This window comes from Pseudomonas sp. FYR_5 (assembly GCF_043106315.1).
Taxonomy (GTDB): Bacteria; Pseudomonadota; Gammaproteobacteria; order Pseudomonadales; family Pseudomonadaceae; genus Aquipseudomonas; species Aquipseudomonas putida_Y.
Genome location: NZ_JBICMK010000071.1, coordinates 116,280 through 129,886, shown reverse-complemented (window position 1 = coordinate 129,886; position 13,607 = coordinate 116,280). Strand labels below are relative to the sequence as shown.

11 protein-coding genes are annotated in these 13,607 nt (G+C 63.6%); 10 read left to right on the top strand and 1 reads right to left on the bottom strand.

All coding sequences use genetic code 11. From position 1 onward, the window contains the following. Positions 1-6: 6 nt before the first annotated feature. Positions 7-1,092, top strand: a complete 1,086-nt coding sequence (gene tssA / locus ACF8RA_RS11965) for a type VI secretion system protein TssA (protein ID WP_021785677.1) — start codon at positions 7-9, stop codon at positions 1,090-1,092. Positions 1,093-1,257: 165 nt separating this feature from the next. After that, the gene (locus tag ACF8RA_RS11960; RefSeq protein WP_392519183.1) at positions 1,258-3,774 is read left to right on the top strand and encodes an excinuclease ABC subunit A; all 2,517 of its coding nucleotides are present in this window, start codon (positions 1,258-1,260) and stop codon (positions 3,772-3,774) included. 78 nt (positions 3,775-3,852) lie between these two features. On the opposite strand, the gene ACF8RA_RS11955 is transcribed toward ACF8RA_RS11960, so the two are convergent. Then, on the bottom strand, positions 3,853-4,728 hold the full coding sequence (locus ACF8RA_RS11955) for an AEC family transporter (RefSeq protein WP_176684549.1): 876 nt from the start codon (positions 4,726-4,728) through the stop codon (positions 3,853-3,855). Positions 4,729-5,155: 427 nt separating this feature from the next. Here ACF8RA_RS11955 and ACF8RA_RS11950 point away from each other — a divergent pair, with 427 nt between their 5' ends. The 8 genes from ACF8RA_RS11950 to ACF8RA_RS11915 all read left to right on the top strand — a co-directional run bounded on the left by ACF8RA_RS11950 (position 5,156) and on the right by ACF8RA_RS11915 (position 13,548). Further along, a complete protein-coding gene (locus ACF8RA_RS11950; RefSeq protein WP_021785674.1) occupies positions 5,156-6,451 on the top strand; it encodes an MFS transporter in 1,296 nt (431 codons plus the stop codon). Positions 6,452-6,647: 196 nt separating this feature from the next. Next, on the top strand, positions 6,648-6,956 hold the full coding sequence (locus tag ACF8RA_RS11945; RefSeq protein WP_176684550.1) for a hypothetical protein: 309 nt from the start codon (positions 6,648-6,650) through the stop codon (positions 6,954-6,956). Positions 6,957-7,004: 48 nt separating this feature from the next. Next, positions 7,005-7,556 carry a YbhB/YbcL family Raf kinase inhibitor-like protein gene (locus ACF8RA_RS11940; protein ID WP_176684551.1) on the top strand — a complete coding sequence of 184 codons (552 nt, stop codon included), beginning with the start codon at positions 7,005-7,007 and terminating at the stop codon, positions 7,554-7,556. Positions 7,557-8,110: 554 nt separating this feature from the next. Continuing rightward, positions 8,111-9,172 (top strand): 3-deoxy-7-phosphoheptulonate synthase, encoded by a 1,062-nt coding sequence (locus ACF8RA_RS11935; protein ID WP_176684552.1) that lies wholly within the window; start codon positions 8,111-8,113, stop codon positions 9,170-9,172. Positions 9,173-9,253: 81 nt separating this feature from the next. Further along, complete coding sequence (locus ACF8RA_RS11930; RefSeq protein ID WP_003248318.1) at positions 9,254-9,535, top strand: peptidylprolyl isomerase; 282 nt, start codon at positions 9,254-9,256, stop codon at positions 9,533-9,535. A 142-nt stretch (positions 9,536-9,677) separates the two neighbouring features. Beyond that, the gene (locus ACF8RA_RS11925; RefSeq protein ID WP_392519182.1) at positions 9,678-11,477 is read left to right on the top strand and encodes an extracellular solute-binding protein; all 1,800 of its coding nucleotides are present in this window, start codon (positions 9,678-9,680) and stop codon (positions 11,475-11,477) included. After that, complete coding sequence (locus tag ACF8RA_RS11920) at positions 11,474-12,532, top strand: microcin C ABC transporter permease YejB (RefSeq protein ID WP_064490558.1); 1,059 nt, start codon at positions 11,474-11,476, stop codon at positions 12,530-12,532. Before ACF8RA_RS11925 ends, ACF8RA_RS11920 begins: the two co-directional genes overlap by 4 nt. Continuing rightward, complete coding sequence (locus tag ACF8RA_RS11915) at positions 12,532-13,548, top strand: ABC transporter permease (protein WP_176684554.1); 1,017 nt, start codon at positions 12,532-12,534, stop codon at positions 13,546-13,548. Before ACF8RA_RS11920 ends, ACF8RA_RS11915 begins: the two co-directional genes overlap by 1 nt. The last annotated feature ends 59 nt before the right edge of the window (positions 13,549-13,607 follow it).

Genomic DNA, 13,607 nt, shown 5'->3' with positions numbered 1-13,607 from the left:
TGTTCTATGCCTGAAATTCTCAATGACCTCTCGCTGGCCACACTGGTCGCCCCTATCGAGGGTGGCAGTGGCGAAGACTTGAGCTTCTCTGCCTTGTTCGACCAGATCAAGGAGGCACGCCGGGCGGACCCTGACTACCTCACCCAGGGCGACTGGCAAACCGACTTGAAGACTGCCGACTGGGAGCAGGTGATCAACCTGTCGGCTCAGGGGCTTGCGCAGCAAAGCAAAGACCTGATGCTGGTGGCCTGGCTCTGCGAGGGGCTGGCCCAGCGTGAACACTTCGAAGGCATCACCTTTGGCCTTGAGCTGACCGAACAGCTCCTGGTTGCGTTCTGGGAAACGCTGTACCCAACGCTCGAAGACGGCCTGGACGAGCGCGCGGCGCGACTGTCCTGGCTGAAGACCACGCTCACCGACATTGCCGGTGGCTTGCCCATTATCCAGGGGCAGAATTTCGGCGTGTTGCGCTATGACGAATCACGCCATGTAGAAAACCTCGCCTTGCAAAACCCCAAGGCGATGCAGACAGCGCTGAACGAAGGCAAGATCAACGCCGAGATCTTCCAGCGCTCGGTAGCGCTTACCGACACCGATTACCTGCGCGCCAAGGCCCAGCAGATCGCTACCAGCCTGAATGCATGCAAACGCCTGCAGGCCAGCGCCGACCGCTTGTTCGGCCACGAGGCGCCCAGCTTTGCCAGCCTTGCCGACATGCTTTCGCGTGCCAGCCAGCTGGCGGAAAAACTGCTCAAGGACCGCGGCGTAGAGCTACACCCCGCCATCCCGGAGGAAGCACAGCCACAGGCCACGGGCGCCAACCTCCACGAAGCAGGTGAACCGATGAATGCCACGCCCCCGACGACCGCGCCTGCAGCCCTGCGCACCACCCCGCTGACCCGCGACGAGGCATTCACCATGCTTGCGGGCATCGCCCAGTACTTCAAACAGAGCGAACCGCAAAGCCCGGTACCCTACCTGATCGAACGTGCGATCAAGTGGGGCAACATGCCGTTGGAAGGCTGGTTGAGTGACGTGATCAAGGACAACAACGTGGTGGACAACATCCGCGATGTGCTGGGCACCCGCTAGGGTTGGTATGAAAAGCCTTGAGACGAAGTCAGACAAGGCGAAAACAGCCGGCTCCCTGCCCCCCACTGGCTCCATCGGGTAGGTTCCTTGACTGCTGCCCACACAAGGGCGCTGCAATTGCTGTTAACTTGAGCGCCCTGCTCAGCTTCAGACAAGGACTGCTTCATGCCTCCAAGCCCGACCACCCCAAGCGGTTACATCCGCGTCCGTGGCGCCCGCGAGCACAACCTGAAGAACATCGATGTCGATATTCCTCGCGATGCCTTGGTGGTGTTCACCGGCGTGTCCGGCTCGGGTAAGTCTTCACTGGCGTTCTCCACGCTGTATGCCGAAGCCCAGCGGCGTTATTTCGAATCGGTGGCGCCCTATGCCCGGCGCCTGATCGACCAGGTTGGCGTGCCGGACGTAGATGCCATCGACGGGCTGCCGCCGGCGGTGGCCCTGCAGCAGCAACGCGGCACGCCGAGTGCACGTTCCTCGGTGGGTAGCGTGACCACTTTGTCCAGCTCGATCCGCATGCTCTACTCCCGCGCTGGCCACTACCCGGCCGGGCAAGCGATGCTGTACGCCGAAGACTTTTCTCCGAACACGCCCCAGGGCGCTTGCCCGCAATGCCATGGCCTGGGCCGTGTCTACGAGGTGACCGAAGCGACCATGGTCCCCGACCCGTCGCTGACCATCCGTGAGCGTGCGGTGGCGGCGTGGCCAATGGCCTGGCAAGGGCAAAACCTGCGCGACATTCTGGTCACGCTGGGCTATGACGTCGATATCCCTTGGCGCGACCTGCCCCAGGCACAGCGCGACTGGATCCTGTTCACTGAAGAGACACCCACCGCCCCCGTGTATGCCGGCCTGACCCCGGCGCAGACCCGCGAAGCCCTCAAGCGCAAACTGGAGCCCAGCTATCAAGGCACGTTCATGGGTGCACGGCGTTACGTGCTGCATACTTTCATGCACTCGCAGAGCGCGCAGATGCGCAAGCGTGTGTCCCAGTACATGCGCCCCAGCCCCTGCCCGCTGTGCCAGGGCAAACGCCTGAAGCGCGAAGCGCTGGGCGTGACCTTCGCCGAGCTGGACATCGCCGAACTGTCGCACCTGTCGTTGCAGGCGCTGGCCGAGGTGTTCCGCAAGGTGGCGGCAGCCGACTACCTGACCCAACAGCAGGACGAGCTGACCCTGGAAAAACGCCTGGCGGCCCAACGCATCGCCAACGAGCTGCTGGAACGTATTGATACGCTGCTTGACCTCGGCCTCGGTTACCTGGCCCTGGAGCGCAGTACCCCGACCTTGTCTTCCGGTGAACTGCAACGCCTGCGCCTGGCCACCCAGCTGAATTCGCAGCTGTTTGGGGTGGTCTACGTACTCGACGAGCCGTCGGCCGGCTTGCACCCGGCCGACAGTGAAGCGCTGTTCGAAGCCCTGCAGCGCCTGAAACAGGCTGGCAACTCGGTGTATGTGGTGGAGCACGACCTGGACACCATGCGCCGCGCCGACTGGCTGGTGGATGTAGGGCCAGCTGCCGGCGAGCACGGTGGCACCATCCTCTACAGCGGGCCGCCTGCCGGCCTGGCCGAGGTGCAACAGTCATGCACCCGCACCTACCTGTTCAATGCCCCGGTACAGGCCACACGCGCCCCCCGCCAGGCCCGCGACTGGCTGAAGCTTGAAGGCATCACACGCAATAACCTCGATAACCTAAGCGCCGCATTTCCGCTGGGCTGCTTTACCGCCGTTACCGGTATTTCCGGCTCGGGCAAATCCAGCCTGGTCAGCCAGGCCCTGCTGGAACTGGTGGGGGCACACCTGGGCCATGCCGAGCAACGTAGCGAGCCCGAAGCGCAAAGCCTGGAAGACGAACCTGAACAGACCAGCAGCGGCCACGTGAGCGCCGGGCTTGGCAGCATCAAGCGGCTGGTGCAAGTTGACCAGAAGCCGATCGGCCGCACGCCGCGCTCCAACCTGGCCACCTACACTGGCCTGTTCGACCACGTGCGCAAACTCTTCGCGGCTACCGAGCAGGCCAAGGCACAGGGCTTCGACGCCGGGCGCTTTTCCTTCAACGTTGCCAAGGGCCGGTGCGCCACCTGCGAGGGTGAGGGTTTCGTCAGCGTCGAGCTGCTGTTCATGCCCAGCGTGTACGCGCCCTGCCCGACCTGCCAGGGTGCCCGCTACAACCCCGAAACCCTGGCGGTGAGCTGGCAAGGCATGAACATCGCGCAAGTGCTGCAGTTGACCGTCGACCAGGCCCTGCAGGTTTTTGCCGAACAACCGCCTGCCCGCCGTTGCCTGCAAGTGCTACAGGATATCGGCCTGGGCTACTTGCGTCTGGGCCAACCGGCCACCGAGCTGTCCGGTGGTGAAGCGCAGCGCATCAAGCTGGCGACCGAACTGCAGCGCATGGCCCGCGGGGCAACCCTGTATGTGCTGGATGAACCCACCAACGGCTTGCACCCGCAGGACATCGACCGGCTGCTGGTACAGCTGAACCGCCTGGTAGAAAGCGGACATAGCGTGGTGGTGGTCGAACATGACATGCGAGTGGTGGCGCAGAGCGACTGGGTGATCGATATCGGGCCGGGGGCTGGCGATGCCGGGGGCAAGGTGGTGGTCAGTGGCACGCCGCAGGTGGTGGCGGCATGCACCGACAGCCGCACGGCGGCGTTTCTGGCCAAGGCCTTGTGACCCCTGCGCATTGCCAGGTTGCTGGGCCGCCGGCTAGCGCGCATTGACTCAACGGAAATTGCTGTCGTTGCCAATGGCCTACATCCACCAAGCCAGCACCACCGGCAACCAGGCAAACGACAGCACCGTAGAACACATCACCAGGTTCGCCACCTGCTCTGGCTCACGGTTGGCCCGCACCGCCATCAGGTAGTTGAACACGGCTACCGGCATCGCCGACTGCACCATCAGCACCGCACGCTCCAGGCTGTCCATACCCAGTACCGCGCCCACTGCCCAGCCCACCGCAGCCCCCAGGCCAATGCGCAATCCGCCCAGCAGCATGCCGCTGCCCACGTGACGCAGGCGAATGCTGGCCAGTGATACCCCCAAGGTCAGCAACATGAGCGGGATGGTCATACCGCCCAGCAGGTCTACGGTGTTGGCCAACCAACGCGGGAGTTCGAAATCGAGAAATATGATGGGCATGGCGCCGGCCAGGCTGATGACGATAGGGTTGCGCAGCAGCGCCTTGAGCGAAGCCGCCGTGCCGGAGATGGCCATGCCGATGGTGAACTGAACGATGGACAGGGTCAGGAAAAATGCCACGGCCAACGCCAGGCCATGCTCACCGAAGGCATACAGACTGATCGGCAGGCCCATGTTGCCTGTATTAGGGAACATGAACGCCGGCAGCAGTACCCGCCAGTGCATGCCCGACGCGCGACACACGAGCAAAGCGGCCAAGGCCATCCCCAGGGTGCACAGCAAGCAGGCCACGGCCATGCTGGTAAAAGCATTCGGGTTCAACTCGGTACGACTGAGGGTAGACAGCACCAGCGAAGGGGTACCGACGGTCATCACCACCCGGGCGATGAAATCGGTGGGGTAATCCAGGCCCTTGCGGGCCCAGGCAAAGCCAATTCCGGCGACGATGAAAACCGGAGCCAGGACTGCGAACAGCGACGCGAACATGGAGGCCTTCCTTGTTGGGGGGGTCAGCATTATGCAGCACTCTGCAAGATTGCCGTGCCGATCTCACCGCACGCAGGAGCAGCCATCGATAATGTCTGTGGAAGACATGTTCATGTCGCGCTGAGACTGCGGCGTCTCGTCGCACACCCATACCCCTTGGCAAAAGCGTCCAAGCCCGTAGAATCCCGCTTCCTTTTCGCCCGTCGCCTTGAACGGTGGCAACCAGCAGCAATGACAGAGTCAGCGCCTGAACACATGAACGCACATGTGAAGTAGGCTCAACCCTCCCCGCCCGGCCAATCTCCCATAGCGCCCAGCGGTTGAGTCTTGCCCAGGTCGCATCCGTGTCGCCACTCGCCCCTTGCCGGGTCGAGCCGGTGTGCGCGCCGAGAAGGTGCTCATTCCGCTCATCCAACTAGAGGTACGTATGTCTCCGCGTTTGCTGGCCATGGCGCTGGCGCCCCTGCTCGGGCTGTTCATCATTGCCCTGGGCAACGGCTTCATGTCTTCCCTGACCACCCTGCGCCTGGGCGCCGCCGGTGAGTCTGCCACTACCATTGGTATCGTCTCGTCGACTTACTTCATCGGCCTGACCCTCGGCGCCATCTTCAACGACCGGCTGATCCTGCGCATCGGCCACATCCGCGCCTATACCAGCTTCGCCTCGCTGATCGCCGTGACCATCCTGCTGCAAGGGTTGTTCTACGAGGTCACCTGGTGGTCGGTGCTGCGCCTGATCAACGGCTGGGCGGCAGTCGGCGTGTTTCTGGTGATCGAAAGCTGGCTGCTGCTGGCCGGTGACGCAAAAATTCGTGGCCGCCTGCTGGCGCTGTACATGATCGCCTTCTACGGCGCCGGGGTGATCGCCCAGGCCGGCCTTGGCGAAATCACCCAGCTAGGCGATACCGCCCCGTTCATGCTGGCCGGCGTGCTGGCCGCCCTGTCGGTGTTACCGATCGTGATCCTGCCGCGGGTGTCGCCGCTGCTGGACCAGGTCGAGCCCCTCAAGCCCCGCCAGTTGCTGGGTGTGGCACCGTCGGGCCTGGTCGGCTGCTTCGGCTCGGGTGTAGCGATTGCCGGCATCTATGCGCTGCTGCCACTGTACCTGCAACGCATCGGCCTGGAGGTGGGTGAGGTCGGCAACATGATGGCCTGGGTGATCCTTGGCGCGATGCTGCTGCAATACCCGGTCGGGCGCTGGTCCGACCGCAAGGACCGCCTTGATGTGCTGCTCGCGCTTGCCGCGTTGTGCGTTGTCCTGTCGCTTGTAACGGTGTTCCTGCCATCGGACTCGTTCCTGCTACCGGCCATGCTGTTCCTGTTGGGTGGTGGCGTGTTCACCCTGTACCCGGTGGCGGTCAGCCATGCGGCCGACCGCGCGCCTTCCGATGCGCTGGTACCGATGATCCAGGGCCTGCTACTGATCAACTCGCTGGGTTCGGCCATGGCCCCAGTGGCCATTTCACCGATGATGACCGAGTTTGGTGAGGCCGGGTTGTTCTGGGCGTTTGCCGTGGTCAACCTGACCATGGTGTGCTTCTTCATGTGGCGCCGCGGCAAGCGCCCGGCAGCAGAGCACCCTGCCCCGTTCACCGCGTCGACCACCTTCTCGCCAACTGGCGCCGAGCTGCGGGTGACCGAAGACCTGATGCATGCCGCGCAGGAGCATCCGCCGCTGGAGCCAGTCGAAACCCCGGCGCCCGCACAGCACTCGGCATCCTGATGATTGCAGGGGCCGCTCTGCGGCCCAATCGCGCTACCAGGCCGTTCCCACAGAAGATCCCATTCCCTTCTGCGGGCGGCCTTGGGTGTGACGGGGATTTACAGCCCCTCAGAATTTGCCACTCGTCGCCCAGAAGGCACCCCGCCAGCCGCCGCCAGCCAAACGAATGACTGATCATCCGCAAAGGAGAAGTCCCATGATCCGCATTCGCCCGCTATCCCTGTGCCTGGCGCTCGCCCTGACCAGCCTCACCGGCACTGCCTTCGCCGCCACCGACACCCATACCGACAGCCATCCGCAAACCGACCCCTCTGGCGGCAAGACCGTCGGTGAAGGCAGCAGCGTCAACAGCCCCGGCAGCGGCAAAGGTAACGACAGCAGTGACACAGGCAGCAACACCGATGCCGCCGACGGTGCCGCTGGCGGCTCCAACAATACCGGCGAAGGCACCGGATCTGGTGCCGGTGCCAGCGGCGGCACTGCCGAGGACCAGGACAGCCGCTGAAGCCGAGCTGGACTAAACTGAGCCCTGACGCCCTGCCAAGGATTGACCATGCACCTCAGACACTGGCTGTTCGCTGCTTTGCTGCCGTGTACTGCGTTAGCTGCCGCAGGCAACCAAGGCGCGATGTCGATCAGTTCCTCGTCATTCACCGATGGCGGCGTCATCGCCCTGCAACAGGTCGGCCCGGACCCGGCATGCGGCGCCGGCGAAGAGCGGACCCCGCAACTGAGCTGGGACAACTTGCCCGCAGGTACGCGGTCGCTGGCCCTGATCATGTTCGACCCGGACGGTGGCAAGGGCGTTGGTGTGGTGCACTGGATTGCCTACAACATCGATCCCGAACAGGATGGGCTCAAGGCAGGCACGGCAGGGCTGAGCGGGCCATCCGTGACAGTGGGCCGCAACTCCCGTGGCACCCTCAGCTACCGCGGCCCCTGTCCACCCGCCGGCGACAACCCCCATCATTACGCACTGACCCTGATCGCCACCGACCTGCCCTTGGGTACCTTGCCTGAAGGGCTGGATCGCAGCGGCCTGCTGCAACTGCTGCAAGGCCACGCCCTGGGGGCTCAAAGCCTGGTCGGGCGATACGGTCATTGAACCAGTCAGTACAAAAACAAATGATTGACCCCATAGCATTTATCCATTGAATGGCCCGTGCGAACTGAAGTAAGCTCGGGCTCATTCACTGGAGAGCAACATGCCGAAACACACCCGCAACCACGCCAACCACACCGGTCGCAGCCTGCGCCCTGTGCTGGCCGTTGTCGGCTGCGTGGCACCTGCCAGCTATTACTTTGGGTATTGGTTTAGCCACTAGGCGCCGATACCCATCCGGCGTCCACCTTCGAGGGGCCGCCGAACATGAGAATACTCAAACCCCCGGTCGGCTCCCCGACCGGGGGTTTTGCTTTTCAGGCCTTTGACCAACACCGATTCACGTTGAGGACAGATTCATGAACTACGCCACTTATTACTACGCAAACACCTCTGCCTGGCGATTTAGCCAACCCCGCTCGGGCCAGCCTGCCGCCTCCGATCGGTCTTCCACAGGTGGCAATGCAGCAGCCAATACGAATTCAACGATCTGTCGAACACCTCGATAGGGCCGACAATGCGGGCTTGAACCCGCTGTCCGCCCAGGGAAAAACGCCATGCACGCTTCCAGCCTCGCCCTGCCCCTGACCCAGCCGCAAGCGGCCAACACCACTGTCAGCAAGCGCCTGCCCAGCCCGCACCTGCTCAAGCAACAGATGCCACTGTCCAGCGAACTGGCCCAACAAGTCCAGGCCCATCGCCTGGCCATCCGCGACATCCTCGAAGGCCGCGACCCGCGCCTGCTGGTCATCGTCGGCCCCTGCTCGATCCATGACCCACGCGCGGCCCTGGAATACGCCGACCGCCTGGCCGCCCTTGGCCGCGAAGTCAACGACAAACTGCTGCTGGTGATGCGCGCCTACGTCGAAAAACCGCGTACTACAGTGGGCTGGAAAGGCCTGGCCTACGACCCGCACCTCGATGGCAGTGACGACATGCACGCGGGTATCGCTTTGTCCCGCGGGCTGATGCTGAGCATGATCGAACGCGGCCTGCCGATCGCTACCGAGTTGCTGCAACCAATGGCCGCCGGCTACTTCGATGACCTGCTGGCTTGGGCGGCGATCGGCGCACGCACCACCGAATCGCAAATCCACCGCGAAATGGTCAGTGGCCTGGAACTGCCGGTCGGCTTCAAGAACGGTACGGACGGCGGCATCGCCATCGCCAGCGACGCCATGCGCAGCGCTGCCCACCCCCACCGGCACTTCGGTATGGATGCACAGGGCCACCCGGCGATCATCGAGACCTTGGGCAACCCGGACACACACCTTGTACTGCGCGGCGGCCACAAAGGCCCGAACTACGATGCCAACAGCATCGCCATGGCCCGCCAGGCGTTGGCCAAGGCCGGCCTGCAGGCACGGATCATGGTCGATTGCAGCCACGCCAACAGCGGCAAGGACCCGGCGCGCCAGCCAGCGGTCTTCAATGAGGTGCTGGAGCAGCGCCTGGCCGGCGACCGTTCGCTGGTCGGCGTGATGATCGAAGGGCACTTGTTCGATGGCTGCCAGGCGCTGGGCAAGGGCGCACTCAAATACGGTGTGTCGATTACCGACGGCTGCCTGGGCTGGGCCTCGACCGAAACCCTGTTGCGTGAGGCGGCACAAAAACTGTAGGCCAATGGTTGCAAGCCTGGCGAGACATACCCCGGACAAGTGCGCTAGGCTTGCCTTTTTTACCCCCAAGGAGCAGTACCCATGGCCCGTGCAACCGCCCGCCACATTCTGGTCAGCAGCGAAGACAAGTGCAACGAACTGAAAGCCCAGATCGAAGCAGGCGCCGACTTCGCTGAAATCGCCAAAGCCAACTCCACCTGCCCGTCCAGCCGTCAGGGCGGTGACCTGGGCTCGTTCGGCCCAGGCCAGATGGTCAAGGAATTCGACACCGTGGTCTTCAGCGCCCCGGTCAACACCGTGCAAGGCCCGGTGAAGACCCAGTTCGGCTACCACCTGCTGGAAGTGACCAGCCGCCAGGACTGATTCACCCCTCCCGGTGATCAGCCCCCCTGTGGCAGCGGGTTTACCCGCGAAGAGGCCAGACCAGACAACCTCGTTGCCTGCTCCGACGCATTCGCGGGTGAACCCGCTCCCACAAGTATTGTGGGGGCTTGTATTTTCGTGCGTGGGCTTTACGGTCCAAGCGGCTACCACCCACGCCCTCACCGTCTACGGTGAAGCCCCCCGCTACGCCGCCAGCTTCCGGCATTTCGACTATGTAAACCCCGACGCCCCCAAGGGCGGCATCTTGCGCCGCTCGGCCATCGAGATCGGCCAGTTCGACCACATCCTCCCCTACATCGACAAAGGCATCGGTGTCAGCGAAGTCGATGGTCTGCTGTACGCGCCACTGGCGGTACGCTCGTACGATGAACCCTATACCGTTTACGGCCTGATCGCCCGGCGCATGGAGCGCGGCCCCAAGGATGCCTGGCTGCGTTTCGACATCGACCCGCGCGCCACCTTCGCCGATGGCAAGCCGGTGCGCGCCGAAGACGTGCGTTTCACCTTCGAACTGCTGATGAGCAAGGGCAGCCTCAAATACCGTACCCAGTTTGCCGACGTGACCGGCGTGACCGTGGAAAGCCTGCACAGCGTACGATTCGACTTGAAGCCCGAGCACGGCCGCACCCTGGCGCTGGACCTCGCCAGCCTGCCGGTAATGCCCGAGCACGATTGGCAGCAGCGCGATTTTGCCAACGGTGCCGGCTTCGACAAGCCGGTTGGCAGCGGGCCATACCGCATCGGGCGCATCGACAACGGCCGCAGCATCACCTTCGAACGCGACCCGACATGGTGGGCACGTGACTTGCCGGCCAGCCGTGGCCGCTACAATTTCGACAAGCTGCGCATCGAGTACTTCGGCGACACCGAAGTGGCGCGCCAGGTACTCAAAGGCGGTGGCTACGACTATAACCGCGAGTTCTCCGCCACGGCCTACACCTTGGGCTACAACGGTGCGCAACTGGACGACGGCCGCCTGCAACGCGCCCACCTGGCCCCGGCCAAACCGCAGGTGGCCCAGGGTTTCGTGTTCAACCTCGACCAGCCGCAGTTCAAGGACCGCCGTGTGCGCCAGGCGCTGGGTATGTTGTGGGACTACGAGTGGAGCAACCGGCAGATGATGCGCAACCTGTACATCCGCCAGCAAAGCGTGTTCTCCAATACCCCTTTGGCCGCTCGCCAGTTGCCGGATGCGGGGGAGTTGAAGCTGCTCGCCCCCTTGCGCGGCCAAGTGCCAGATGAAGTGTTCACCACGGTGTTCACCGCCCCGGTCACCGACGGCTCGGGGATCATCCGTAAACAGCAGTTGCAGGCCTTGGCCCTGCTCGAACAAGCCGGCTGGCACCCCGAAGGCGACCGCCTGGTCAATAGACAGGGCACGCCGCTGGCGTTCACGTTCCTCAATGGCCAGGCGGGCCTTGAACGCCTGCTGCTGCCGTGGAAGCGCAACCTGGCCCAGATCGGCGTGAGCCTGAACATCCGCAACGTCGACTCGGCCCAGTACGTCAATCGGCTGATGGCGCGCGATTACGACATGATCGTCACCGGCTACCCGGTCACCCTGTCGCCCGGTACCGAGTTGTACAACTACTTTGGCTCGGCGGCCGCTCACGACCCTGGCTCGAACAACCTGATGGTCCTGCAGGACCCGGCCGTAGACCATCTGATCGACGGCCTGGTCGGCGCCGACACCCAGGCCGACATGCTGCGCCACGCCCATGCCCTGGACCGCGTGCTGCAATGGAATTACTACTGGATCCCCAACTATTACCCGCCGGGCAGCTCTACCGTCTGGTGGAACCGCTTCGGTCGGCCCAAGGTCCAGGCCACTTACGACGAAGGGCTGGACACCTGGTGGGAGGTCAGCCCTACCCCGCTGACCAACGCGCAAATGGCCGAACGCCGGAATTCCTCGCCATGACCGCTTATATCCTGCGCCGTCTGTTGCTGATCATTCCGACGCTGCTGGCAATCCTGCTGGTCAATTTCGCCATCGTCCAGGCCGCGCCGGGTGGCCCGGTGGAACAAGCCGTGGCGCGCCTGCAGGGCATCGGTGGCGGCGCACCTGGCGCGCGCGCAGAAGTGGTTCATGGCGAATCCCGCGCCACCCGCGGCCTGGACCCGAAACTGATCGAAGAGATCAAGCGCCAGTACGGCTTTGACAAATCCGCCCCCGAACGCTTGTGGTTGATGCTCGGCCAATATGCCCGGCTGGACTTTGGCAACAGCTTTTTCCGTGGCGCGAAAGTCACCGACCTGATTCTCGACAAGTTGCCGGTCACCCTGTCACTGGGCTTCTGGGCCACGCTGATCACCTACCTGGTGTCGATCCCGCTGGGCATCCGCAAGGCGATGCGCCACGGCAGCCGCTTCGATGCCTGGAGCAGCGCGTTGATCGTGATCGGTTACGCCCTGCCTTCGTTCCTGTTCGCACTGCTGCTGATCGTCCTGTTTGCCGGCGGCACTTCGCTCAACTGGTTCCCGGTGCGCGGCCTGGTCTCGGACAATTTCGACGAGCTCAGCCTGCTGGGCAAGGTCGCCGACTACTTCTGGCACCTGGTGCTGCCGGTCGCCGCCCTGGTGATCGGAGGGTTCGCCACCCTCACGCTGCTGACCAAGAATGCCTTCCTCGACGAGGTTTCCCGCCAATACGTGGTCACTGCCCGGGCCAAGGGCCTCAGCGAACGCCGCGTGCTGTATGGCCATGTCTTGCGCAACGCCATGCTGCTGGTGGTGGCCGGGCTGCCACAGGCGCTGATCACGGTATTTTTCGCCGGTTCGTTGCTGATCGAGGTGATCTTCTCGCTCGATGGCCTTGGCCGCATGAGCTATGAGGCCGCCGTGTCGCGGGATTACCCGGTGGTGTTCGGCACGCTGTTCATCTTCACCCTGGCGGGCCTGCTGATTCGTCTGATCGGTGACCTGTCTTACACCCTGCTCGACCCGCGCATCGACTTCGATACGAGGGCGCACTGATGCTATCGCCCCTGTCGCGCCGTCGCCTGCAACGCTTTCGTCGCCACCGCCTGGGCTGGGTGTCGCTGTGGTTGTTTGCCGGCCTTCTGTTGCTGAGCCTGGGTGCCGAACTGGTGGCCAACGACAAGCCACTGTTGCTCGGCTACAAGGGCGAACTGTACGTTCCGGCGCTCAAACGCTACACCGAGCAGCAGTTCGGCGGGCAACTGCCGTTTCAGCCCGACTACCGCAGCGCCTATGTGCGCCAACTGATCGCTGAACAGGGTGGCTGGATGCTGTTCGCACCTATCCCGTTCAGTGCCGATACACCAAATTACGACCTGCAGGTGCCCACCCCCAGCCCGCCCAGCGCCAGCAACTGGCTGGGCACCGACGACCAGGGCCGTGACGTGCTGGCGCGGGTGCTTTATGGCACGCGGGTATCGCTGCTGTTCGCCTTCGCCCTGACCGTGGTCAGTGTGCTCATCGGCGTGGCGGCAGGCGCCCTGCAAGGCTACCACGGGGGCTGGGTCGACCTGCTCGGCCAGCGTTTGCTGGAGGTATGGTCGGGGTTGCCCGTGTTGTATCTGCTGATCATCCTCAGCGGTTTTGTCGAACCGGATTTCTGGTGGCTGCTGGGGATCATGGCGCTGTTCTCCTGGCTGACCCTGGTCGACGTGGTGCGCGCCGAGTTCCTGCGCGGGCGCAACCTGGAGTATGTAAAGGCTGCGCGGGCGCTGGGGTTACCGGACAGTCAGGTCATGCTGCGGCATATCTTGCCCAATGCCATGAATGCCACGCTGACCTATGTGCCGTTCATGCTGACCGGGGCGATTACCACACTGACCGCGCTGGACTTTCTGGGCTTTGGCATGCCAGCGGGCAGCGCCTCGCTGGGCGAGCTGGTGACCCAGGGCAAGCAGCACCTGGAGGCACCGTGGTTGGGCTTTACCGCGTTCTTTGCGCTGGCGGTGATCCTGTCACTGCTGGTGTTTATCGGGGATGCCCTGCGCGAGGCGTTTGACCCCCGACGATAAGTTTTCAGGCCCGGTCTTTTCGCGGGCTTGTGCCAATACATGATTCAGGATGTTCACCC